Below are 22623 nucleotides of genomic sequence, written 5' to 3'. Positions count from 1 at the left end.
AGATTTTCATGCTCGGACTCTGTAATTAGTGGATAGCCTGAAACCTGGGTGTCCGGCCCATGGCTAGGGCTCCTTTCCAGGACACGCTCCTGACGGCACATCCTTGTGTCGCTCGGGCTCCGCCATCCATGGCTCCGCACGGTCCTGGAAAGGAGCCCCAGCCATAGGCCTTACTAACTTGGGAGTTAGTTCGTCCGTTGATTGTCAGACTCACTGCATCAAAGGCGAGTCTGGCAGCTCCAGGTCGACACCCTCCACACCGGTTTCAGCCGCAAGTACCTGCAGGTACTGACGGAACGCACGGCGGGTAACGCTTTCGCTGAGGTACTGGCGAATCTGGGGCTTGGCGTGCTCGTAGGGCAACTGCTGCCCGTCGATGCGCTGGTCGACCCGGACGATGTGCCAGCCGTAGCGGCTTTCGATGAGTTCCGGGTGGAGCCCTTCCTGCAGGCTGAGCACCGGGCGCTCGAATTCCTCGACGGTCTGGCCCTTGCTGATCTGGCCCAGGCTGCCGCCCTGGTGGCGGGATTCGCAGGCAGAGTACTGCTTTGCCAGCGGCGCGAACTGGGCGCGACCATCGATCAGGGACGACAGCAGCTGGCGGCCCACTTCTTCCTGGCGGATGCGCTCTTCCACGTCGTCCGGCGCAGCAGCCAGCAGGATGTGGCTGACGGCCATCAGGGTCGGGCTTCGGAATCTGGCCGGGTTGGCGGCGTAGAAGCGCTCACAATCTTCCTCGGAAGGATCAGGAACGTTCAGTTCCAGCTCCAGAACCCGGGCAATGCGATCTTCTTCATCCATGGATTCGGGAAGCTGCAGGGTTTCGGCCTGCTGCAGCAGCAGCTGGCGAATCACCAGGCTGCGGGCGGCTTCGTGCCAGGCTTCGGCGACTTCTTCCGCCGGGTGGTGTTGCATCTCCCGGGCGATGTCGTCTTCGTGGATGAGGGTTTCGCCCACGTACACCGGCGGGAACTGATTTCTGGGCTTGTCGGCTTCGCCGGTTGGAATCAGTTGCATGATCGTGCTCCAACTATTCTGTATGGATATAGATTTTGGCGGGCTGGCCGGTCGGTGGGGGGCCTTTCTTCGCTGCAATTCACGGCCCTTCCCTGGACCGACCTTGCACCGCGCCATCCATGGCGCTGCTACGAAAGGCCCCCCACCGCCCGTCCGTTCAGGCTTCGGTGCTAGCCGCCGCGTGTATCCGGTTCCTCTTACGCCCGCTTACGCACCACCTGATACTTCCGTCCGAAATACTCCACCGGCACGCTGAGCATGTGCACCAGACGGGTGAACGGGAAGAGTACGAACAGGGTCAGGCCCAGGAAGATATGGGTCTTGTAGATCCAGTGCACGTCGGTAATGTAGTTCGCCACGTCGGTACCCTGCAGGGTGAAGATGCCCTGGGCCCAGGCGGAGAACTTGAGCATGGTAGCGCCATCCAGGTGCCCCAGAGTGGGCAGGATGGTGAGCAGGCCAAGAGCCAGCTGGACCACCAGGATAATGATGACCATGTTATCGGCAAACGTGCTGCTGGCCCGGACCCGCGGGTCTGTCATGCGGCGCCAGGCGAGCATGCCGCCGCCGATAATGGCGAACACACCGGCAATGCCGCCCACCACAATGGCCAGGACCTGCTTGGTGCCCGGCGTCATGAAGGGTTCATAGAGCGCATGGGGCATCAGCAGTCCCACCAGGTGACCAAAGAAGATCACCAGCACGCCCACATGGAACAGTACCGAGGCAAGTACCATGTTTTTCTTGCGCAGCATCTGGCTGGAATGAGCCTTCCAGGTGAACTGGCCATGGTCATAGCGCGCCCAGGTACCGACAAACAGCACGATCAGGGCGACGTAAGGGTAGATTCCGAAGAACAGTGTATTGAGATAAGACATCGTCATTTCCTCCAGCGCCCTCAGGCGCGCCCTGCCTGACGGGGAGTCACGTCCGTCATCAGTTGATCACTCAGGTGGATGGTCTGGGTCTGCTCCAGTTCCCGGCGGCGCTGGCCTACCACGCCGCCGGTGCTGCAGGAGCTGCCCTGGTCATCCACGAATTTCACCATTTCCTCTTCCCAGACCTTGTCGAGGGCTTCCGGGGTGTCATCCCGCTCCTCGGAGGCAACGATCTGGGCCAGTTCCTGACGGTTCACCTGCCTGCCCGACAGGGCCAGCAGTGAATCCATTACCAGGTGGTAGCGGCTCTCCCGCTGGAACAGACGCTCTCCCAGCAGGCCGAGAATGTGGTGGATATCTTCCAGCCAGTTACGGATCTCGTCCCACGGGCGGGTGGCCAGGTATTCCAGGAACAGCGGCAGGTAGTCCGGCAGCTCCCGGGCGTCGATTTCCAGCCCGTTGCGCCGGTACTCTTCCATCAGGTCCACCATCGCCTGGCCCCGGTCCCGGGACTCACCGTGGACGTGTTCGAACAGCAGCAGGGAGGTGGCCCGGCCCCGGTCGAAGATGCCCACGTAGGCTTCCTGTACATCCAGCAGGTCGCCGTCACAGACGTGGTCGATCACCTGCAGCAGCTGCTCCTTGTTCTGCCGGGGCAGCCGGCTGTCCTCGAGGACAGCGGCTACCATGGCATCCTGTGCTTCCCGAAGCTCGGCGGTCGGATATTCCAACAGCCTTGCCATGACTTTCAGTGATTGCATGATGCGCTCCTTATTCCTGCAGCTGCTTCGGGTCCACCTGCTTAACGGTGGAGAGTTTCTGGACCATGCTGGTGGTCTGCTTCTTGCCGCCGAACAGGCTGAAGTCGCTGTCACCACCATTGCAGCCGTCGCCGAAGCTGAAGCCGCAGCCGCCGCGCTCGCCGTAGGCGTCCGCATCCGGGAAGGCTTCTTTCGCCAGCTCGCGGTGGCTGGTGGGAATCACAAAGCGATCCTCGTAGTTGGCGATGGCCAGGTAGCGGTACATCTCGTCCGCCTGGGCCTTGGTCAGGCCGCACTCTTCCAGGGCACGCAGGTCTTCCTTGCCTTCCACGGTTTCAGCGCGCTTGTACAGGCGCATGGCCATGATCCGCTTGAGGGCCAGTACGATGGGCTTCTCATCGCCGGCGGTCAGCAGGTTGGCCAGGTACTTGACCGGAATCCGCAGACTTTCGATCTTCGGCAGTACGCCATCAAACTCGACCTTGCCAGCCTCGGCAGCGGACTGGATCGGGCTCAGGGGCGGCACGTACCAGACCATGGGCAGGGTGCGGTATTCCGGGTGCAGCGGCAGGGCCAGTTTCCAGTCCACCGCCATCTTGTACACCGGGCTTTGCTGGGCGGCTTCGATGACGTTCATCGGAATGCCGTCTTTCTTCGCCTGCTCGATCACTTTCGGGTCGAACGGGTCCAGGAAGATTTCCAGCTGCTTCTCGTAAAGCTCATGCTCGCCCGGGGTGCTGGCCACTTCCTCGATGCGGTCTGCGTCGTACAGCAGCACACCCAGGTAGCGGATACGGCCGACACAGGTCTCGGAGCAGACGGTGGGCATGCCGGCTTCGATACGTGGGTAGCAGAAGATGCACTTCTCGGACTTGCCGGTTTTCCAGTTGAAGTAGATCTTCTTGTACGGGCAGCCGGAGACACACATCCGCCAGCCGCGGCACTTGTCCTGGTCGATGAGGACGATGCCGTCCTCCTCACGCTTGTAGATGGCACCGCTCGGGCAGCTGGCGACACAGGCCGGATTCAGGCAGTGCTCGCACAGGCGCGGCAGGTACATCATGAAGGTGTTCTCGAACTGGCCGTAGATGTCCGCCTGCACCTGGTCAAAGTTCTTGTCCTTGCGACGCTTGGCGAACTCGGTGCCCAGGATTTCCTCCCAGTTGGGACCCCACTCGATCTTCTTCATGCGCTCGCCGGAGATCAGCGAGCGGGGCCGGGCTACCGGCTGGTGCTTGCTGTCGCCCGCGGTGTGCAGGTGCTGGTAGTCGAAATCGAACGGCTCGTAGTAGTCGTCGATTTCCGGCAGGTCCGGGTTGGCGAAGATATTCGCCAGTACCCGGAAACGACCACCGATGCGGGGACGGATCTTGCCGGAGCTGTCACGCATCCAGCCGCCCTTCCACTTTTCCTGGTTCTCCCACTCTTTCGGGTAGCCGATACCGGGCTTGGTCTCGACGTTGTTGAACCAGGCGTACTCCATGCCTTCACGGCTGGTCCATACGTTTTTGCAGGTGACTGAACAGGTGTGGCAACCGATGCACTTGTCCAGGTTCAGCACCATGCCGACTTGGGAACGGATCTTCATTTTACAGCCTCCTGAACATAGTCATTGCCTTCACCGTCGAGCCAGTCGACGTTGTGCATCTTGCGCACCACCACGAACTCGTCGCGGTTGGAGCCTACGGTGCCGTAGTAGTTGAAACCGTAGGAATACTGGGCGTAGCCGCCGATCATGTGGGTCGGTTTCGGGCAGACCCGGGTGACGGAGTTGTGAATACCGCCACGAGTACCGGTTATTTCCGAGCCCGGAATATTCACTATCCGCTCCTGGGCGTGGTACATCATCACCATGCCGGGCATGACCCGCTGGCTCACCACCGCCCGTGCCGCAATGGCACCGTTGGCGTTGAACAGTTCGATCCAGTCGTTGTCTTCCACGCCAATCTCTTTGGCGTCGTCTTCGCTCAGCCACACAATCGGGCCGCCGCGGGACAGGGTCAGCATCAGCAGGTTGTCACTGTAGGTGCTGTGAATACCCCACTTCTGGTGCGGCGTGATCCAGTTCAGCGCTTTCTCCGGGTTGCCGTTGCTGCGCTGGTTGATCATGCTGCCCACCGCCTTGGTGTTGATGGGCGGACGGTACACCAGCAGGCTCTCACCGAAGGCACGCATCCACTCATGGTCCTGGTAGAACTGCTGACGACCGGTCAGGGTGCGCCAGGGGATCAGCTCGTGCACGTTGGTGTAGCCGGCGTTGTAGGACACGTGCTCGTCTTCCAGGCCAGACCAGGTCGGGCTGGAGATGATCTTGCGCGGCTGCGCCACGATGTCCCGGAAGCGGATCTTTTCCTCTTCCTTGTTTTTCGCCAGATGGGTGTGGTCCAGGCCGGTCATTTCCGACAGGGCCGCCCAGGCCTTGACGGCCACCTGACCGTTGGTTTCCGGCGCCAGGGTCAGGATGACCTCGGCGGCATCAATGGCGGAGTCAATCTTCGGACGACCTGCGTTGGCACCCTCGAGGTGGGTGTAGTTCAGCTCTTTCAGGAAGTTCACTTCCTTCTCGGTATTCCAGCTGATGCCCTTGCCACCATTGCCCAGCTTGTCCATCAGCGGACCGAGGGAGGTAAAGCGGGCGTAGGTGTTCGGGTAGTCCCGCTCAACGGTGATGAAGTTGGGCGCGGTCTTGCCCGGGATCAGGTCGCATTCGCCCCGCTTCCAGTCCTTCACATCAAACGGCTGGCCCAGCTCCGCCGGCGCATCGTGCAGCAGCGGCAGGGTGACCACATCTTTCTCGACGCCCAGGTGGCCTTCGGTCGCCCTGGAGAACGCCTTGGCAATACCCTTATAGATCTCCCAGTCACTACGCGCTTCCCAGGCCGGATCGGTGGCGGCGGTCAGCGGGTGGATGAACGGGTGCATGTCTGACGTGTTCAGGTCGTTCTTCTCGTACCAGGTGGCCGTCGGCAGAACGATGTCCGAGTACAGACAGGTGGTGGACATGCGGAAGTCCAGGGTCACCAGCAGGTCGAGCTTGCCTTCCGGCGCCTCGTCGTGCCACTTGACCTCTTGCGGCTTGGCACCACCCTCGTGTCCGAGGTCCTTGCCCTGCAGGCCGCTCTTGGTACCCAGCAGGTACTTGAGCATGTACTCGTGGCCCTTGCCGGAGGAACCCAGCAGATTGGAACGCCAGATAAACAGGTTGCGCGGACAGTTCTCCGGCGCTTCCGGATCTTCGCTGGCAAACGCCAGGGAGCCGTCCTTCATGGACTGTGCCACATAGTCAGACACTTCCATGCCGGCCTTCTCGGCTTCAGCCGCAATACCCAGCGGGTTGCGGTTGAGCTGCGGGGCCGACGGCAGCCAGCCCATGCGCTCGGCACGCACGTTGTAGTCAATCAGGCTGCCACCGAACTTGGACTTGTCCGCCAGCGGCGACAGGATTTCGTCCACACCCAGTTTCTCGTAGCGCCACTGACCAGAGTGAGCGTAGAAGAACGAGGTGGAGTTCATATGGCGCGGCGGACGCTGCCAGTCCAGGCCAAAGGCCAGGGGCTGCCAGCCGGTCTGTGGACGCAGTTTTTCCTGGCCAACGTAGTGGGCCCAGCCACCGCCGCTCTGACCAATACAACCGCACATGATCAGCATGTTGATCAGGCCACGGTAGTTCATGTCCATGTGGTACCAGTGGTTCATCCCGGCGCCCACGATGACCATGGAACGCCCCTTGGTCTTGTCAGCGTTATCGGCAAACTCACGGGCAATGCGGATCACTTTCTCGGCGGGTACGCCGGTGATCTTTTCCTGCCAGGCCGGGGTGTAGGGCTTCACTTCGTCATAGGAAGTGGCACCGTCGTCATCGCCCAGGCCACGGCTGATGCCGTAGTTGGCCACCATCAGGTCATAGACGGTCACCACACGACCTTCGGAACCATCCGCCAGCTGAACCTTGCGGGTGCCCAGCTTGTGCTTGAGGATGTCGTTGATTTCGACGTGGTTGTAATGATCGTGTTCGATGCCGCCGAAGTACGGGAAGGCCACGTCAACAACGTCGTCGTGCTTCTCGACCATGGAGAGCTGCAGGTTGACGTCTTTGGCAGCGGCGGTCTGCTTCAGGTTCCACTTGCCCTTCTCGCCCCAGCGATAGCCGATGGAGCCGTTGGGAGCGGTCAGCTCACCGGTGGTTTCGTCAATGGCGATGGTTTTCCACTCGGGGTTGTTCTCTTCACCCAGGCCATCCACCAGGTCACTGGCCCGCAGGAAGCGACCCGGCACGAAGCTGCCATCGTCCTTCTGCTCCAGCATGACCAGGTAGGGCATATCGGTGTAGCGACGCACGTAGTCGGTGAAGTACTCGCTGGGCTTGTCGACGTGGAATTCCTTGAGAATCACGTGACCCATGGCCATACCCAGGGCCGCGTCGGTGCCCTGTTTCGGGTTCAGCCACTCGTCAGACAGCTTGGAGACTTCCGCGTAGTCCGGGGTGATGGCAACGGTCTTGGTGCCCTTGTAGCGCACTTCGGTGAAGAAGTGGGCGTCGGGGGTACGGGTCTGGGGTACGTTGGAGCCCCAGGCGATGATGTAGCCAGAGTTGTACCAGTCAGCGGATTCCGGCACGTCGGTCTGCTCACCCCAGGTTTGCGGGGAGGCCGGCGGCAGGTCGCAGTACCAGTCGTAGAAGCTCATGCACACGCCACCGATCATGGACAGGTAGCGGCTGCCGGCGGCGTAGGACACCATGGACATGGCCGGAATCGGCGAGAAGCCGATGATACGGTCTGGGCCGAACTTTTTGGCGGTGTACACGTTGGAGGCCGCAATCAGCTCGTTGACCTCATCCCAGCTGGAACGGACAAAGCCACCCATGCCACGGCGGGGCTTGTACTCGGCGGTTTTCTTTGGGTCTTCCACGATGGACGCCCAGGCGTCTACCGGATCCTTGTGCTCAACTTTTGCCGCACGCCACAGCTTCATCAGGTGCTTGCGCATCAGCGGGTACTTGAGACGGTTGGCGCTGTACATGTACCAGGAGTAGCTGGCACCACGGGGACAGCCGCGAGGCTCGTGGTTGGGCAGATCCGGACGGGTGCGGGGATAGTCGGTCTGCTGGGTTTCCCAGGTGACCAGGCCGTTCTTGACGTAGATTTTCCAGCTGCAGGAGCCGGTGCAGTTTACGCCGTGGGTGGAACGCACGATCTTGTCGTGCTGCCAGCGCTGGCGATAGCTGTTTTCCCACTCACGATTAACTTCGTGGGTCTCGCCGTGGCCGTTTGCGAACGGCTCGCGCTTCTTCCTGAAGTAGTTCAGTTTGTCGATCAAATGACTCATGGTCTCTCTCCGTCTTTCCGGATCGTTGCTCCGATTTGAGACCATTGTGTGGGAGAGAGACCCCGAAATCTGCGTGGTTACTACCTCATAACCCCCTTCTACCTCCCTGTGGGTAGGAGGGCTATATTCCCGGGTGGAGTAGGGTCTGACGCTCCTGGCGACGGGCGTCGCGGGCAAGCAGTGTCAGGGTGGCCGCAAGCAGCAGGAAAAGAATCATGAACACCGCACTGCGCACGCCCACCCAGTGATTGACGGCGGCAAAGACCACAGGCAGCAGAAACGCAACACTGCAGGCGCTGACCAGCAGCAACCCGGCCACGAAAGCCGTGGCTTCACGGTTTTCCTTGACCATCGTTCGCTGCAGTGCGGCCATGGTGCACCCCAGCGCTACCCCCAGCACGACAATGAGGGCACCCTCGAGCGGGAGTGGCATCAGGAATTCCAGCCGGATGGTCTGGTCAATACCCTGGATCAGCAGGGTCATGGGTGGGTAGGAAAGCACAAACAGGCCCAGCAGACAGGCCATCAGCGAACGGTTCGCCACCCGCGTGGAGCCAAACCGGTCCGACAGCCAGCCCCCGAGAATCTGCGCCCCGGCGCCGGGGATAATAAACCACTGGGCCAGTCCCGCACCGGTCTGTACTGGCAACTGGTACTGGGAAGCCAGGTAATCCGGTAGCCACAGGGCAAGCCCGAAAAAACTTCCGGCGACGACACCAAACCAGACCGCCACCTGCCAGACCCGGACCCGCCGCAATCGGGCGAGCAGTGCCCGCACTGAGGTTTCGGATGCCGCACCGGCCTCTGCATCTTCCGGGTCCGTCAGCAACAGTACCAGCATCAGCACCAGAGACAGCAGGATAAGGTACGCCAGCGGCACCACCGACCAGGTGAATGCGTCCAGAATCAGGGGGACGAGATAATAGCTGATACCGACACCGGTGATGCCGGCGCCGAAGAGCCCCAACACCAGGCCGGTACGACGTCCGGGCGCATACCGGGTGACAAACTGGAGTCCGGCACTGTAATACCCCCCCGCCAGACCAAGACCGGCACCGGCAGCCAGGAACTCCGCCAGCGAGTCAGCAACAATGAGCAGCGCCATGCACGCTGCCAGCCCGGCAAGACAGGTCACCATGACCCGGCGGGAACCGAACTTCTGGGCCGCAAGCCCGGCGGGTATGGCCAGTATCGCTCCCGTCGCCATGGGCAGCGCCAGCAGAAAACCGAAGGTGACGCTGTTCAGCTCCAGGCTCTGGCGGATATAGACGCCGGCCACCGAAAACAGCGCCCAGCAGCCAGCCGCCAGCATGAATCCTGCCACAGCCAGGGGCAGGATCACCGCCAGCGACGAAAGCCTGTCTTCGTCGTCCTGGTTGATCGGGGGTTGCATGGGTCAGCTCTGCAGATGTAGAAACGTATTCAGTCTCTTCTTTGCCTCATATAGGGTCAAAGACTATGATGGGATATTGCCTATCGGGGTAATTGACTATCCTCAAAGGGGTAGCTGCGTGGATAATCGCGGTCACTGCGTTATGCCCGCCTCGCTCCAGAGATGAGTTCCCATGAGATCCAGAAGTCCCCTGGTCAATCGTATCGCCATTGTGGTGGCCGCCATCGTGCTGACCGCGGTAGTGAGTATGGCAACGACCCTGGCTGTGTCACGGAGTATTGAAGGCAACGCCACCGCCATTAACCAGGCTGGTGCGTTGCGGATGGGGGCGTTTCAACTGCTTACCATCGCGGCAGGCAGTAATGGCGACCGAACCCCAACGTTGCAGGAAGCAGTTGAACGTTACACGGCGAAGCTCTCACAGACCTCCCTGACCCGCACCATTCCGGATAACCTGGATCACCCCCTCAGCCTGCAGCATCAGACGATCCTCGATACATGGCGTTCGAGCCTCCGCCCCGCGCTGATCGCTCACCCTGAAGGCAACCCGGTCAGCAACAACCTCCTGGACGCGACGGAAAGCTACGTGTCGGACGTGGACGCCCTGGTTTCCATGCTGGAAAGCCGTACCGAAGCGCGCATTGACCTGCTGCACGTAATCCAGATACTCAGCCTGGTGTTCTCGGTGCTGATTGCTGTTGTCCTCTTCCTGGACCTGAAAAACCGGGTACTCCGCCCCCTGCGTAAACTGGTTGCCATTGCCACCGCTGTGGGCGACAAGGACTTTACCCTGAAGGCCAACCTCCAAGGCGCGGACGAGCTGTCCCGGCTGGGGCAGGCCTTCGACCAGATGACCAGCGAGCTGGCCCTGAGCTATTACGAGCTGGAAAGCGAGGCCCGCGCCAAGACCCGGGAACTGGAGAAAAGCCACCAGGCCCTGGAAATCCTGCACAGCGCAAGCCGTACCCTGTTCGCCAACCACGACCTGTGCAGTGGCGCCATCCCCATGCTGCAGGAATTGGAAGAGTTGCTGGGCATTGGCCCGATCCGCCTTTACCTCCATGACAAGAATGCCAGTGAACCGGTCGAAGCCATCACCACGGCCACACCGGAGCGGCCTTTCTATTGCCGTGATCACCACTGCAACGCATGCCTGGTGAAGCCCGAAGTCTATGACGAGCTGCCGGTGGAAAATAACGACGGTCGCAGACTGATGCTGCCCATCCGCACACCGAACCTGCTGCTGGGTACCCTGGAAGTCTGGTATCCCGCCGACAAGGGCCTGTCCGAAACTGCCCGGCGCCTGCTGGAAACCCTCAGTGACCAGCTGGCTACTGCCATTTTCCTGGAAAAACAGATCACCGAAGAGCAACAGCTGACCCTGGCTGAGGAGCGGGCTGTCATCGCCCGGGAGCTCCATGATTCTCTCGCCCAGTCCCTGTCCTATCTGAAAATGCAGGTGGCGCGGCTGCGCCGGCTGGAAATCACCGGCGAGCAGCAGAAAACCCACGATGCCATTCTGGAGGAGCTGAGCACCGGACTGAACAGCGCTTACCGGCAGCTGCGAGAGTTGCTCACCACCTTCCGCCTGAAACTGGATACCCCGGACCTGCTGACGGCCCTTCGCCAGACCGCTGGCGAATTCAGCGAACGACTGGGACAGGAAGTGCAGCTGAAATACGATCTGCCACCGAACACCCTCTCCCCCAATGAGGAGATCCATACCCTGCAGATCGTGCGGGAAGGCCTGGCAAATGCGGTCAAGCATGCAGAAGCCACGGAAGTGGCGGTAGAGGTGGTCTTTGAATCCCCCCGCGTTCAGGTCAGAATACTGGACAATGGCAAGGGGTTGCCCGGTGGCGACCAGCCACAGCAACACTATGGCCTGATCATTATCCAGGACCGCGCCCGTACCCTTGGCGGGCAGGTCACGGTGAACAACCGTGACGAGGCAGGGGTGGAAGTGGCACTGAACTTCATCCCGAAAAGCCGCCATATGATCCTGACGCAACAGGCCAGTGCCGGCTAAGGCCTGTAATCGCTATAAACACAATTATCTGACTGAACGAGAGGAACCATGTCCGAGACACCTGCCAGTATCCTGCTGATTGATGACCACCCATTGTTGCGCCAGGGCATCAAGCAACTGATCGATATGGAAGACGACATGCAGGTGGTTGGACAGGCCAGCAACGGCCGCGACGGTATCCGCCTTGCCGCTGAAATCGAGCCTGACCTGATTCTGCTGGACCTGAACATGCCCGAGATGAATGGCATCGAGGTGCTCAAGCAGATGCGGGAACAGGGAGTGGCCTCCCGGATTGTGATCTTTACGGTGTCTGATCATGAAGATGACGTGGTTGCTGCCCTGCGGGCCGGCGCTGACGGCTATCTTCTGAAGGATATGGAGCCGGAGGACATGATTGCCCAGCTGAAACAGGCGGCGGTGGGCAAGCTGGTCATGAGTGACCGCCTGACCACACTGCTGGCCCAGGCGCTTCGCTCGCAGAAGCCGCAACAGTCAGCACGGCCCGACTTCGACAGCCTCACCCCCCGCGAAAAGGACATACTGCGGCTGATTGCCGAGGGGCTGTCCAATAAGATGATTGGCCGCAAGCTGGATATCAGTGATGGCACGGTCAAGGTTCACGTGAAGCACTTGCTGAAGAAACTGAATCTTCGGTCCCGTGTTGAGGTGGCGGTTTGGGCTGTTGAGGAAGGTTTGCATAAGGCTTGATGATGCCTTGTTCAGTCCAGCCAGAATTGGAGAAAGCACCGGTAGCCTGAGGATGTGGTGCCGGGCATGGGGCCCCGGCCCGGTTTTTTTGCCGCCGCAATTCACGGCCCATCCCTGGACCGGCCTTGCTCCGGGCCATCCATGGCCCTGCTCTAAAAAAACCGGTCCGGCACCCCATACCTCTATCAGCCCTAATATCGCTGACAAGCCCCGGGGCACGTATTTTTATCTTGCGGTCAGCAGACAGTCTGACGGGGATGGGGCAAGGGAGCTTTTTGGGAGCTGCGACAGGACGTCGCTTTAGCAAGGCCGGCCCAGGGATGGGCCGTGAATTGCGGCGTAAAAAAAGCTCGCTTGCCCCAGCCCCAGACTCCCAGCTCTCAGGCTACAAAAGTCCTATTCCCCGAAATTTGCCCGATATCAACCAATAACAAGAGCGAACGCAGTACCCTATGGCCAGTCCAAATGGCCCGGAGAACCCAATGCTGCCTGCGCTGCCGAAACTGACCGTCCCAGAATCCCTGCTCCTTCAGTGCCAGCATGTCCTGCAAGAATACGCCCCATCACCGGCGCCGATGATCCGCGACGCCGAACGCCATGTGCCCTTCCTGTTCAAACAGCTGATCACCGAAGCCACCCTCAACCGAATGTTTGCCCAAGCCATCCACGAGGGCGAATTCGACGACTTCGAAGGACGAACCCTCAGGCTGGAAATCAACGGCGGACAGCCCGGCATCACCCTGGGCTTCTGGCAAGGCCGACTGAGAATTGTTGAAGACGGCGGGGAAGCGACAATCCGCGGCGGCTGGTCCGCGTTCTATAAGCTGGCCAATCGCAAACTGGACCCGGACCAGCTGTTCTTCCAACGCAAGCTGATCATCGAGGGCGATACCGAGCTCGGACTCGGCATCAAGAATCTGCTGGACAGCCTGGACTGGCGCCTGTTCTGATCTGAATTCAGGCCAGGCCGTCTTCCCGTGACTCCGCCATAACCATATCGAACCACAAGCTGGCCCCCGATAGCCCGTACCTGCTAATTAACAATAGGGGACTGCGAGCGCCCGGTAAGCGGACTCAGTCCACCACGCTCACCCAAGCATGACCGCTCCCACCGGCTTGCTCCAGATGACCTATAGGCTGCAGGGCCAGGCCCTGCTCCCCTGCAGTCGCCTCGAAGACCTGTCGCTCTCCCTCAGCCACACAGATCAATAGCCCACCGCTGGTCTGGGGGTCGCAGAACACCAGCCTGTCCGCCTCCGTCATTCCGGAAATAGCCTCACCGAATGCTTCCGCATTGCGGTGCGTACCGCCGGGAATGCATCCACGCTCAATATAGGGAGCCAGGTTGGGCAATAGAGGCACTGCAGCGCGACTGATGCGTGCGGATACCCCACTGCCACGACAGATTTCCAGCAGATGGCCGGCCAGCCCGAACCCGGTGACATCGGTCATGGCATGCACACCATCGAGCGCAGCAAAGGCGCCACCGACCCGGTTCAGCGCGGCCATGTTCTCTACGGCAGCAGCCAGGTCTCCAGGCGCAATTACTCCCTTCTTCGCAGCACTGGTGAGAATGCCCACTCCCAGGGGTTTGGTCAGGTAGAGCAGGTCGCCGGCCTTGGCGGTGTCGTTACGAATGATACGGTCAGTTGCTACCTGGCCGGTCACCGCCAGCCCGAAGATCGGTTCCGGTGAGTCGATGCTGTGTCCGCCAGCCAGCGTGATACCTGCCTCGGCACAGACGGCGCGGCCTCCGTCCAGCACCTCGCCGGCAACTTCCGGCGCCAGGCGGTCCACTGGCCAGCCCAGGATGGCAATGGCCATCAGCGGATTGCCACCCATGGCGTAGACATCACTGATGGCGTTGGCGGCGGCAATGCGACCAAAATCGTAGGGGTTATCAACCACGGGCATGAAGAAGTCCGTGGTACTGATAATCCCCATACCGTTGCCAATATCGGCCACGGCGGCATCGTCGCGACTGTTATTACCGACCAGCAAACGGGGATCACTGAACTCCGGCGTGCCGGTATGAAGAATCCGGTCGAGAACATCCGGGGCAATCTTGCAGCCACAGCCGGCACCGTGACTGAACTCGGTCAGTCTGACAGACAAGGTTCTATTCCTCTGAAGAACAAAAAATGAAAACGGAAACCTGGCCGGCCAGTCTCCTCGCTGCTCACAGGATCAACCTGACTGGAGCCCTAACCGGGAGCGGGTCCGAACAGCCGGTCAGTGAGTCTGACGTACCAGGCTGCGGCCTGAACCTGCACGATATAGGCCAGGGCAATGAGCAGGGCGGCATCGGCACCGTCGGCTCCGAACACCCCCATGGCAATTGCCAGGGCAATGGACAGGTTCCTCATCACCGTACCGTAAACCAGGGCAATGGCATCACCACGGGGAAACATCAGTTTGCCAACCAGGGTACTGATGGTGAAGTTCAGCAGGTAGATCAGCACCAGTGGCACCAGGTAGCCCAGTAATGCCCCGGGCTGATCCATGATGTCCTGTGACTTCAGGGCCATGGAGACAAACACGACCCCCAGAACGCCCAGGGTCGAAAACGGGGGGAATTTTGGTTTCAGGTCCTTCTGGAACACCTGTTCACCATGCTTCGAGATCAGGTAACGCTGGGTCAGATGCCCCAGCACCAGCGGCAGGAAAACAATCAGCGCAATCTGCACGAACACCCGGGTAACAGGAATCTCGATCACAGCGCCCAGCAAGCCCTTCAGGTAAAGCGGCGCCAGCAGGGAGCCGGCAATCAGGCCAACTACGGTCATCTGTACCGCTGCGGGCATGTTGCCCCTGGCAAACCCCGTCCAGGAAATGGTCATACCGGAGGTCGGCAGCAGAGACGTAAGCAATATCGCCAGGCGGGCAAAGGGCTCATCCGGGAAAAACAGCAGGCCGGCACCATAGCCAATGGCGGGCAGCAGCACAAAGTTGATCAGCTGGGTAACCAACAGCAGCTTGCCACTGCCCCGCTTCACCAGCTGGCGCAGGTTCATGGTTACCATCATCGGGTAAACCATCAGGAAGGTCAGTGGCAGAATGGCCAGTCGCAGCGGCGATGGATCTGCCAGCTGGCCGGCTACAAGCCCGGCGATCATGGCCAGGGGGATGCTCCAGATCAGGTGCTTCTGCATCCAGGCGAGTATCGGCCACATGGTAGATTCCCTCTGATTCAGCGATTGCGCAGTGCGAGCGCCCAGGCCTGCATGGCGTCATTGGCGGGTTTCATCGGTGCGTCCGTAAAGCTGATCACGAAATGATCACCCATGTCGGCAATGCCGATAGAACGGGGCCTGACCGCCAGTACCTGGGGGTTCGGCAGCGCATGGCCGAAACAGAACACCACATTGATCGCCGCCTGAATGTCCGGTGAAATTTCACCTTCAATCTCCCGGGTATGGGCCAGGTGATCAAAGGTGGTGAGGTAAGTCACCCGGGGTGTGTCGGCAATGCAGGAACGGAAATAGCCGGCAATCTCCTCCGCGGTAGTGTAGGTGGTTTCCGATTTCTGAACGTCCACAACGGTGATGGGGTACTTTTCCTGGAAGTGCAGCTGCTTCATAACGACCTCTCTGGCCTGTGACTGATAGGGTTATCACACAGAATCAGGCTAACGACGGCGGGCATATGGCTCAGTGACAATGTCACCGAACCATATAGGTAGTTGTCACGAACAGGTTCAGCTGACCGGTTTTTCTTCCTTTAACCCCAGCTTCCTGAGAATGGCCATGGCCGGGCACCATTTGGTGAAAGCTGACTGGATAAGGTTCAGGGCAATAAATCCGGTAAAGAGGAGCCAGTACGGGCTGACGTAGTGAGCAAGCAGAATGGATATCAGGGTGAACACACCTGCCATCAGGCGAAGACCTTCGTTGACTGTCATCGGGCACCTCCTTTAAGGGCATATTGATATAGCTTCAACCTATTATTCTGACTGCGCAATGACCTGCGTCATTTTGTCTGCCCCACGAACGGGAGAAACTGGTTAGACTGAAAGATCAGCCCCTGGTCTGGCCCATGGAGATCACCATGAACGCGTTTACCGTGAGACTCTTCCGCTACCACCCCGAACAGGACGACCAGCCCTGGAGCCAGGACGTCGAGGTGGACGGCAGCTTTCGTAACCGGATGGTGCTGGACGTTCTGGAGCACCTGAAAACCCGGGATACCACCCTGGTGTTCCGACGTTCATGCCGCGAAGGGGTATGCGGTTCCGATGGTCTCAACATCAATGGCCGCAATGCCCTCGGGTGCATCACACCGGTGGAAGATGCGCTGGGCAACAAGGACTTACTGGAAATCCGCCCCTTGCCCGGCATGCCGGTTATCCGGGACCTGGTCGTGGACCAGACCCTGTTTTTTGAGCAGTACAAGCGTATACAGCCATGGCTGATCAATAACAAGCCGGCCCCCGGCATTGAACGCCTGCAAAGCCCGGAAGACCGCGCCAAACTGGACGGCCTGTATGAGTGCATCCTGTGCACCTGCTGTTCATCGGCCTGCCCTTCCTGGTGGTGGAATCCGGAGAAGTACATCGGTCCGTCCGGACTGCTCCAGGCCTATCGCTTCCTGCAGGACTCCCGCGATACAGCCACCGTCGAGCGACTGGAAAAACTGCAGGACCCGTTCAGCGTGTTTCGCTGTCGTGGTATCGGCAACTGCACCGCCTATTGCCCCAAGGGCCTGAACCCCATGAAGGCCATCGGGCGTATCAAGGAGATGCTTTTCCGCGAGGGGGTCTGAGGCTGGGCCTTCAAGGCCCGGGCCTCCCCCGCCGAATCCGGGTGGGCCGGGCGCAGTACTTCCACGGAGATGACGGTGAATCCATTTGCGCTTTTCCCGACCCCGGGTTAGATTCATCTGAAATCCCCGTTGATACCAGAATTACCTTGCGACCTGATATTGCCCTGACTCGTTCCCGGGTTGTCACCCCTGACAAGCCTGGCCTCCCTACAGCGTTACTTTCCTGACGCTGGGCACGCGCACGCGCCCGGTCCAGCTACCAAGCCAAATTCACGATTACCTTACCGGAGACAAGCATGTCCGATTTACCCGCTATTACCGTTGCAGAAGAAGACTACAACCGGCTTTCCGCGCTGCTTGAGAAGACCGACGACCCCACCGGCGTAGCCGAAGGCCTGGAAGATGAACTCAGCCGCGCCGACCTTAAACCACTGGCAGAGATTCCGGCGTCCGTCGTAGTGATGAATTCCGTGGTGGTCTTCGAAGATCAGGACAGCGGCAAGGAGCGGCGCCTGCAGCTGGTTTACCCCCACCAGGTGGATGGCAGTGCCGACAAGATTTCCATCCTCGCCCCGGCCGGCGCCGCCATGATCGGCCTCAGTATCGGTGACAGCATCGAGTGGCCAGTGAAAGGCCGCAAACCCCTGCACCTGAAGGTGGTCAGCGTTACCCGGCCGGAGTAACCGGCAACCCCTCATACCAGTACGGCAGGCGCTCAGCGCATAACGAAGAATTCCCGATGCAAGCGCCTGCGTGGCACTGTGGGGTGTCAGTAAGTCACAAGATCCATCCCGGGTTTTCCGTACCAGTATCCGTTGCAGGGTGGCGCCTCCACCAGCTGTAGCGGGTCGGTGGCTGGCACGTCACCCCGGCGTACCTGATCAAAGCGTTTGACCACCTCATCCATGCCCTGATGCTCCGGGCTCAGGCGCACCGTGCTCACCCCTATTCGTTCCATCTCTGGCAGCTCCCGCATCAGGTCATAGCGGGAGCCGGAGAGCGTGGAGATGCCGTTGATACGGAACAGCTCCTGGCTTTCCCGGGTGCGCAGCTCCATGCCGTCGGGATGTTCCAGGCAGCGGAACTCGCAGTTGTCCTTGGGCAGGTTGTAATGGCGGGCGGTAAAGCAGCGGGACGACCAGGCCAGCGGCAGGAAGCCCCAGGAGAACACCTCGGCGGGCAGATCCAGATCTTCGGTTTTCAGCTCCCTGATCAGCTGCTCCAGGGTTTCCTTGCCCAGCTCCACCGGCAAGTTCCAGCCCTGCAGTCCCTGCCTGGCCAGGATTTTCAGGGAGGCGGTGTTGTAGATATTCATGGAGGGGCCGGTGATAAACGGAATCCGGTTGCGGATGGCCACCTGCAGCGCACTCTGATCATTGGCTTCCACCAGGAACTCATCCTGCTCGCAGAACCGTCGCAGTCGGCGCAGGTCCGCTTCCGATTCGATCAGAGTGAGGGTGGAAAGCACCACATCCTTGCCACAGGCCTTCAGCTCCCGGGCCAGGTCGAGCCAGTCATCCGGTTTCAGCTCCCGGCGTCGGGAACAGACCGCCTCCCCCAGGTAGATGGTCTCCACCGGCCACTCGGCAGCCTTTGCGTAGAATTCGAAAACACTCTGTTTGGACCAGAACCACAGGATGGGTCCCAGGGACAGTTTCATCATACAACGATGCCCTTTATTTCCACTTGCGATGATAGGCGCCCAGTGTGGTGAGCCCACCTTCGGACAACCCGGCGAGGGTGGACTGCCAGGCCGGGTCGACGGCAAATTCCGGCCCCTGGCCCAGCCGGTCCAGTGCCTGGCGCCAGGTTCGGGCCACATCGGCGATATACGCCGGACTGCGCTGGCGGCCCTCAATCTTTACCGCGCTGATGCCCAGGGCCTTCAGCTCCGGTAGCAGGTCCAGGGTATTCAGGCTGACCGGCTCTTCGATGGCGTGGTAGATGTCGCCTTCCACCTCAAACCGGCCCTTGCACAGGGTCGGGTAGCCAGCGGGCTCACCCCGGGCGTAGCGGTCGATCAGTACATCGTTGAGGCGGGACTCCAGCCCGCCATCGGCGGTTTCCTCCCAGCGCACGGCCTTGGCCGGTGAGCAGGCACCCTTGCTGTTGGGGGACTCATCGGTGAGGTAGGACGACAGGTAGCACCGGCCTTCGGCCATGATGCAGAGACTGCCGAATGCAAAGACTTCCAGCTCCACGGGGCTGTGCCTGGCCACGCCTTTCACCTGGTCCAGCGACAGGACCCTGGGCAGCACGGCCCGGCGGATACCAAAGTTGTCCTTGTAGAATTGCAGCGCCTCGTAGCTGGTGGCCGAGCCCTGAACGGACAGATGCCGGGGCAGATCGGGATAGCGATTGGCGGCATAGTCCAGCAGGCCCATGTCGGCCAGGATCACTGCATCTACCCCCAGTCTGGCGGCGCGGTCCACGGCTGCGGTCCACTGCGACCAGCCCTGGGGCTGGGGGTAGGTGTTGATGGCGCAGAACACCCGGGCGCCCTTGCCGTGGGCATAGGCAATACCCTCAGCAGCCCGCTTGTCGTTGAAGTTGAGGCCGGCAAACTGGCGTGCGTTGGTGCTGTCCCGGAACCCCAGGTAGACGGCGTCGGCACCGTTATCCACAGCGGTTTTCAGAGCAGGCAGACTGCCGGCGGGGCAAACAAGTTCCATGGCACTCTCCGGTAACTGAATAGCACCGGAGACCCTACCCTTTCAGGGAGCAGCCCGCCTTGACGCTTGTCAGCACAGCGGTGTCTACCAATAGGGGAGTACTCTACGGACAATCCCCTACCCCGAAATTACGCCTTTGTATTCAGAAGCATAACAAGGCGTTACACTCGCTTTCATTCTGAAACTACCCCTTCAACTACCCCTTGGTGCCAATACCCCCCATAGCCGGTCTCGCCCACAATGGCGCCACGACTTAATGAAAGGGCGGTACCATGAACTTCATCAACAACCTTTCCATGCGCGGCAAGCTCATCACCCTGGTGGTGCCGGCGCTGCTCGTAATCCTTTTCTTCGCCGCCGGCAGCATTACCGAGAATGCCGCCGAGTACCGGAACATGAGCCAGTTACAGGCCATGGTAAAACTGGCCGAAATCGGTGACCCCCTGGTGGAGACCCTGCAGAAAGAACGGGGCCGCTCGGCCGTGATGCTGGCCGCAGAGCCAGGCTCTGACGCCCAGCAGCAAGCCAGGAGAGTACTCGATAACCAGCGCCGGCAGGCCAATACCGCCCTGTCTGACTATCGGTCAGGAGTGCAGGCCTTACAGGAAGGTACCGGGTTCGACAGCGCTGTTACCGAGAGTATTCAACGTCTGGAGGCCGAGCTGAACCGACTGCAGGCTCTCCGGCAGGACGTTGACCGGCGGAGCCTGAGTGGTGCCGAGGCTGGCAACCGTTATACCGGCCTGATCACCGAGGTCATCGACCGGGCTCCCCTGCTGATCCGTCGCGCCTCCAACGCGGAGCTCGCCCGGCAGATCGACGCCTACTATGCCCTGGCACAAACCTCCGAAATGGCCGGCAAGGAACGCGCGGCAGGCGCTGCATTGATCCGCTCCGGTGATTTCGACCTCCCCGCCGTGGGCCGGGTTACCGCTTTAAGCGGCCAGCAAGACGCCTGGTACCGCGGTGCCATCGACATGCTCGCCGCTGATTCCCCTCTACGCCGCCAGCTGGGCGAATTTGTGGCTGGTGCTGTAGTTCAGGCGCTGCAGGCGCAGCGACAGACACTGCTGAGCAGTGCCTCCGGCATGTACGCGCTGGACGCCAATGAGTGGTTCGAAACATCCACCCGCGCGATCGGCGCCCTGAACACCATCCGCCAGGAAATGCTGTCCCAGGTTGAGACCGTTGCGGCATCGGCGGTCACCGGGGCGAGAAACGACCTGATCAGCGCCTCGGTGATCGCGGGAGCTGCCATTCTGTTCGTGATCGTCCTGATGACCATCATCATCCATGCCATCCACCGGCAGGTGAACCAACTGCTGACCGGTGTGCAGTACGCCATGGATGAAAAGGACCTGACCCGGGAGATCCCGGTCTCCAGCAACGACGAAACCGGCACCATCGCCAGGGCAATCAATGAGCTGTTCAAGCGGTTCGGAGAAGCACTGTCACAGATCGACAGATCCAGCGTGCAACTGGCTACCGCCACCGAGGAGACCAGCTCCACCGCCAACCAGAACACCTCCCAGGTGCAAGACCAGCAGCAACAGATCGAGCAGGTGGCCGCCGCCACCGAGGAGATGTCCGCCACCTCCGAGGAAATCTCCCGCAACACCCAGCAGGTGGCGGATGCGTCCAGCAGCGCCATGGAAAAGAGCCGTACCGGTGAGCAGGTCCTGCACTCCAGCGTGCGCCAGATACGCGATCTGGCCGGCTCGGTGCAGGAGGTCAACCAGGTGATCGAGGAACTGGAAAACCGCAGCAGCACGATCAGCGACGTCGTCGATGTCATCCGCAAGGTAGCCGACCAGACCAACCTGCTGGCCCTCAACGCCGCCATCGAGGCTGCCCGGGCCGGCGAGCATGGTCGCGGCTTTGCCGTAGTGGCTGACGAGGTGCGCACCCTGGCGCAGCAGACCCACGAGTCCACGACGCAGATCGAGGAGATCATCAACGGCTTCAAGGACATTACCGACAGTGCCAGCCGCTCCATCATTGCCAGCCACAAGCTGGCGGATCAGACCAGCTCCCAGGCAGAGCAGATGGAACAGACCTTTGCCGAGATCCTGATGGACGTGAACAGCATCTCTGATATGGCGACCCAGATTGCCACCGCGTCGGAGCAGCAGGTGTCGGTTACCCGGGAACTGGCCGGTAATATGGAAAGCGTCAGCGAGTCTGCCATTCTGACCCTCACCGGCTCACAGGAAATCACCCAGGTGACTACCGAACAGGCCCGCCTGGCCCGTGCGCTGCAGGACCTGGCCAACGAGTTCAAGGTTGCATCCTGAGGGGTAACGGGGCAACCTTCCCAGATAGCAAAAAGCCCGGCCATCACGACCGGGCTTTTTGCGTTTCGGGAATCCCTGCCGCGTTACAGCAGGTCCTCGTCCGAGTTTTTCGCCTTGCGCACATCCCGGGCGACGGCCCAGCAGATAACGCCAAGCACGCCCAGGGTCAGGGCCGGCCAGATCAGGATGTAGGCTCCATAGACAAGTTCGCTGTTCATTTTGCTGCCTCCGGTACCAGGCTGGATTCGTCCTCGACGTTGTCGTAGTCACCGACACGCTGGGCGATCAGGTCAAAGTCAAAGCGCTCCCTGCTGAACAGGGTCATCGCAGTGCACACCACCGCGCTGGCGCCATAGGCGGTCAGTGAAGCCACCAGCACCATGTAGTCCCGCAGGAAACCGGTCGCAAACACCAGCATCGCTGCCAGGGTGATCACCCCGGCAACCAGCCCCGCGGCACGGCCAAAGAAGCCGAACACCATCAGGCCAATCACTACGGCACCGCCGACCGACGCCAGGCTCTCGAAGAACAGTACCGTCAGGCCAGTCATTTCCAGCAACTCAAAGCGGGCGATACAGAACAGTGCCATGGCCACTGCCACAGACCAGGTAAAGGCGGCATTGGTGACCCGATCCCAGTAACAGCTGACGATCACCGGGAACACGATGGCACCCCAAAGCGCCCCCACGAACACCAGCATCACCAGGATATCCAGCGAGAAGCTGGCAAAGATCAGCCCGGCAACGGTAGCCACAATCATGGTGATACGGCCCACCATCATC

Annotated in this window: 19 protein-coding genes and 1 pseudogene; 6 read left to right on the top strand and 14 right to left on the bottom strand. The window is 60.5% G+C overall.

The features are described from left to right. Positions 1 to 210: 210 nt before the first annotated feature. From ACESMZ_RS09880 to ACESMZ_RS09855, 6 genes are all read right to left on the bottom strand, one after another. Complete coding sequence (locus ACESMZ_RS09880) at positions 211 to 1017, bottom strand: peptidylprolyl isomerase (RefSeq protein WP_372956593.1); 807 nt, start codon at positions 1015 to 1017, stop codon at positions 211 to 213. Between the two features lie 197 nt (positions 1018 to 1214). Next, entirely contained in the window at positions 1215 to 1895 is a 681-nt protein-coding gene (gene narI / locus ACESMZ_RS09875; protein WP_372956592.1) for a respiratory nitrate reductase subunit gamma, read from the bottom strand. 20 nt (positions 1896 to 1915) lie between these two features. Beyond that, complete coding sequence (gene narJ, locus ACESMZ_RS09870; RefSeq protein ID WP_372956591.1) at positions 1916 to 2656, bottom strand: nitrate reductase molybdenum cofactor assembly chaperone; 741 nt, start codon at positions 2654 to 2656, stop codon at positions 1916 to 1918. Between the two features lie 10 nt (positions 2657 to 2666). Continuing rightward, complete coding sequence (narH, locus tag ACESMZ_RS09865) at positions 2667 to 4244, bottom strand: nitrate reductase subunit beta (protein ID WP_372956590.1); 1578 nt, start codon at positions 4242 to 4244, stop codon at positions 2667 to 2669. Next, the gene (locus tag ACESMZ_RS09860) at positions 4241 to 7984 is read right to left on the bottom strand and encodes a nitrate reductase subunit alpha (protein ID WP_372972533.1); all 3744 of its coding nucleotides are present in this window, start codon (positions 7982 to 7984) and stop codon (positions 4241 to 4243) included. Before ACESMZ_RS09860 ends, narH begins: the two co-directional genes overlap by 4 nt. 121 nt (positions 7985 to 8105) lie before the next feature. Beyond that, a complete protein-coding gene (locus ACESMZ_RS09855; protein WP_372956588.1) occupies positions 8106 to 9377 on the bottom strand; it encodes an MFS transporter in 1272 nt (423 codons plus the stop codon). Positions 9378 to 9549: 172 nt separating this feature from the next. Between ACESMZ_RS09855 and ACESMZ_RS09850 the strand changes: the two genes are divergently transcribed. The 3 genes from ACESMZ_RS09850 to ACESMZ_RS09840 all read left to right on the top strand — a co-directional run bounded on the left by ACESMZ_RS09850 (position 9550) and on the right by ACESMZ_RS09840 (position 13064). After that, the gene (locus ACESMZ_RS09850) at positions 9550 to 11406 is read left to right on the top strand and encodes a histidine kinase (RefSeq protein WP_372972532.1); all 1857 of its coding nucleotides are present in this window, start codon (positions 9550 to 9552) and stop codon (positions 11404 to 11406) included. A 48-nt stretch (positions 11407 to 11454) separates the two neighbouring features. Next, positions 11455 to 12114, top strand: coding sequence for a two-component system response regulator NarL (narL, locus tag ACESMZ_RS09845; protein WP_372956586.1), 660 nt, complete (start codon positions 11455 to 11457; stop codon positions 12112 to 12114). Positions 12115 to 12596: 482 nt separating this feature from the next. Then, a complete protein-coding gene (locus ACESMZ_RS09840) occupies positions 12597 to 13064 on the top strand; it encodes an SCP2 domain-containing protein (protein ID WP_372956585.1) in 468 nt (155 codons plus the stop codon). A gap of 124 nt (positions 13065 to 13188) precedes the next feature. On the opposite strand, the gene selD is transcribed toward ACESMZ_RS09840, so the two are convergent. From selD to ACESMZ_RS09820, 4 genes are all read right to left on the bottom strand, one after another. Continuing rightward, positions 13189 to 14229, bottom strand: a complete 1041-nt coding sequence (gene selD, locus ACESMZ_RS09835) for a selenide, water dikinase SelD (RefSeq protein ID WP_372972531.1) — start codon at positions 14227 to 14229, stop codon at positions 13189 to 13191. Positions 14230 to 14318: 89 nt separating this feature from the next. Continuing rightward, a complete protein-coding gene (locus ACESMZ_RS09830) occupies positions 14319 to 15287 on the bottom strand; it encodes an arsenic resistance protein (RefSeq protein WP_372956584.1) in 969 nt (322 codons plus the stop codon). Between the two features lie 17 nt (positions 15288 to 15304). Further along, positions 15305 to 15694 carry a DUF6858 family protein gene (locus tag ACESMZ_RS09825; RefSeq protein ID WP_372956583.1) on the bottom strand — a complete coding sequence of 130 codons (390 nt, stop codon included), beginning with the start codon at positions 15692 to 15694 and terminating at the stop codon, positions 15305 to 15307. 117 nt (positions 15695 to 15811) lie between these two features. Further along, the gene (locus ACESMZ_RS09820; protein ID WP_372956582.1) at positions 15812 to 16015 is read right to left on the bottom strand and encodes a DUF2892 domain-containing protein; all 204 of its coding nucleotides are present in this window, start codon (positions 16013 to 16015) and stop codon (positions 15812 to 15814) included. Positions 16016 to 16161: 146 nt separating this feature from the next. Here ACESMZ_RS09820 and ACESMZ_RS09815 point away from each other — a divergent pair, with 146 nt between their 5' ends. Beyond that, a complete protein-coding gene (locus ACESMZ_RS09815; protein ID WP_372972530.1) occupies positions 16162 to 16875 on the top strand; it encodes a succinate dehydrogenase iron-sulfur subunit in 714 nt (237 codons plus the stop codon). A gap of 296 nt (positions 16876 to 17171) precedes the next feature. Then, the gene (rnk, locus tag ACESMZ_RS09810; protein WP_372956580.1) at positions 17172 to 17558 is read left to right on the top strand and encodes a nucleoside diphosphate kinase regulator; all 387 of its coding nucleotides are present in this window, start codon (positions 17172 to 17174) and stop codon (positions 17556 to 17558) included. 86 nt (positions 17559 to 17644) lie between these two features. Here rnk and ACESMZ_RS09805 read toward each other — a convergent pair whose 3' ends face one another. After that, positions 17645 to 18538 carry a U32 family peptidase gene (locus tag ACESMZ_RS09805; RefSeq protein WP_372956579.1) on the bottom strand — a complete coding sequence of 298 codons (894 nt, stop codon included), beginning with the start codon at positions 18536 to 18538 and terminating at the stop codon, positions 17645 to 17647. Between the two features lie 13 nt (positions 18539 to 18551). After that, positions 18552 to 19547, bottom strand: coding sequence for a peptidase U32 family protein (locus ACESMZ_RS09800; RefSeq protein ID WP_372956578.1), 996 nt, complete (start codon positions 19545 to 19547; stop codon positions 18552 to 18554). Positions 19548 to 19819: 272 nt separating this feature from the next. Between ACESMZ_RS09800 and ACESMZ_RS09795 the strand changes: the two genes are divergently transcribed. Beyond that, positions 19820 to 21841: a methyl-accepting chemotaxis protein gene (locus ACESMZ_RS09795; protein ID WP_372956577.1), complete on the top strand. Its 2022-nt coding sequence runs from the start codon at positions 19820 to 19822 to the stop codon at positions 21839 to 21841. An 83-nt stretch (positions 21842 to 21924) separates the two neighbouring features. Here ACESMZ_RS09795 and ACESMZ_RS09790 read toward each other — a convergent pair whose 3' ends face one another. After that, on the bottom strand, positions 21925 to 22059 hold the full coding sequence (locus ACESMZ_RS09790) for a putative transporter small subunit (RefSeq protein WP_372956576.1): 135 nt from the start codon (positions 22057 to 22059) through the stop codon (positions 21925 to 21927). Further along, positions 22056 to 22623 (bottom strand): annotated as a pseudogene (locus tag ACESMZ_RS09785) (sodium:proline symporter); the annotation flags it as partial. The gene ACESMZ_RS09790 and the pseudogene ACESMZ_RS09785, both read right to left, overlap by 4 nt.

This window comes from Marinobacter sp., from assembly GCF_041690615.1.
In the GTDB taxonomy this organism is placed as follows: Bacteria; Pseudomonadota; Gammaproteobacteria; order Pseudomonadales; family Oleiphilaceae; genus Marinobacter.
The sequence above is the reverse complement of the archived record's forward strand: the minus strand, read 5'-3'. Positions and strand labels throughout refer to the sequence as shown.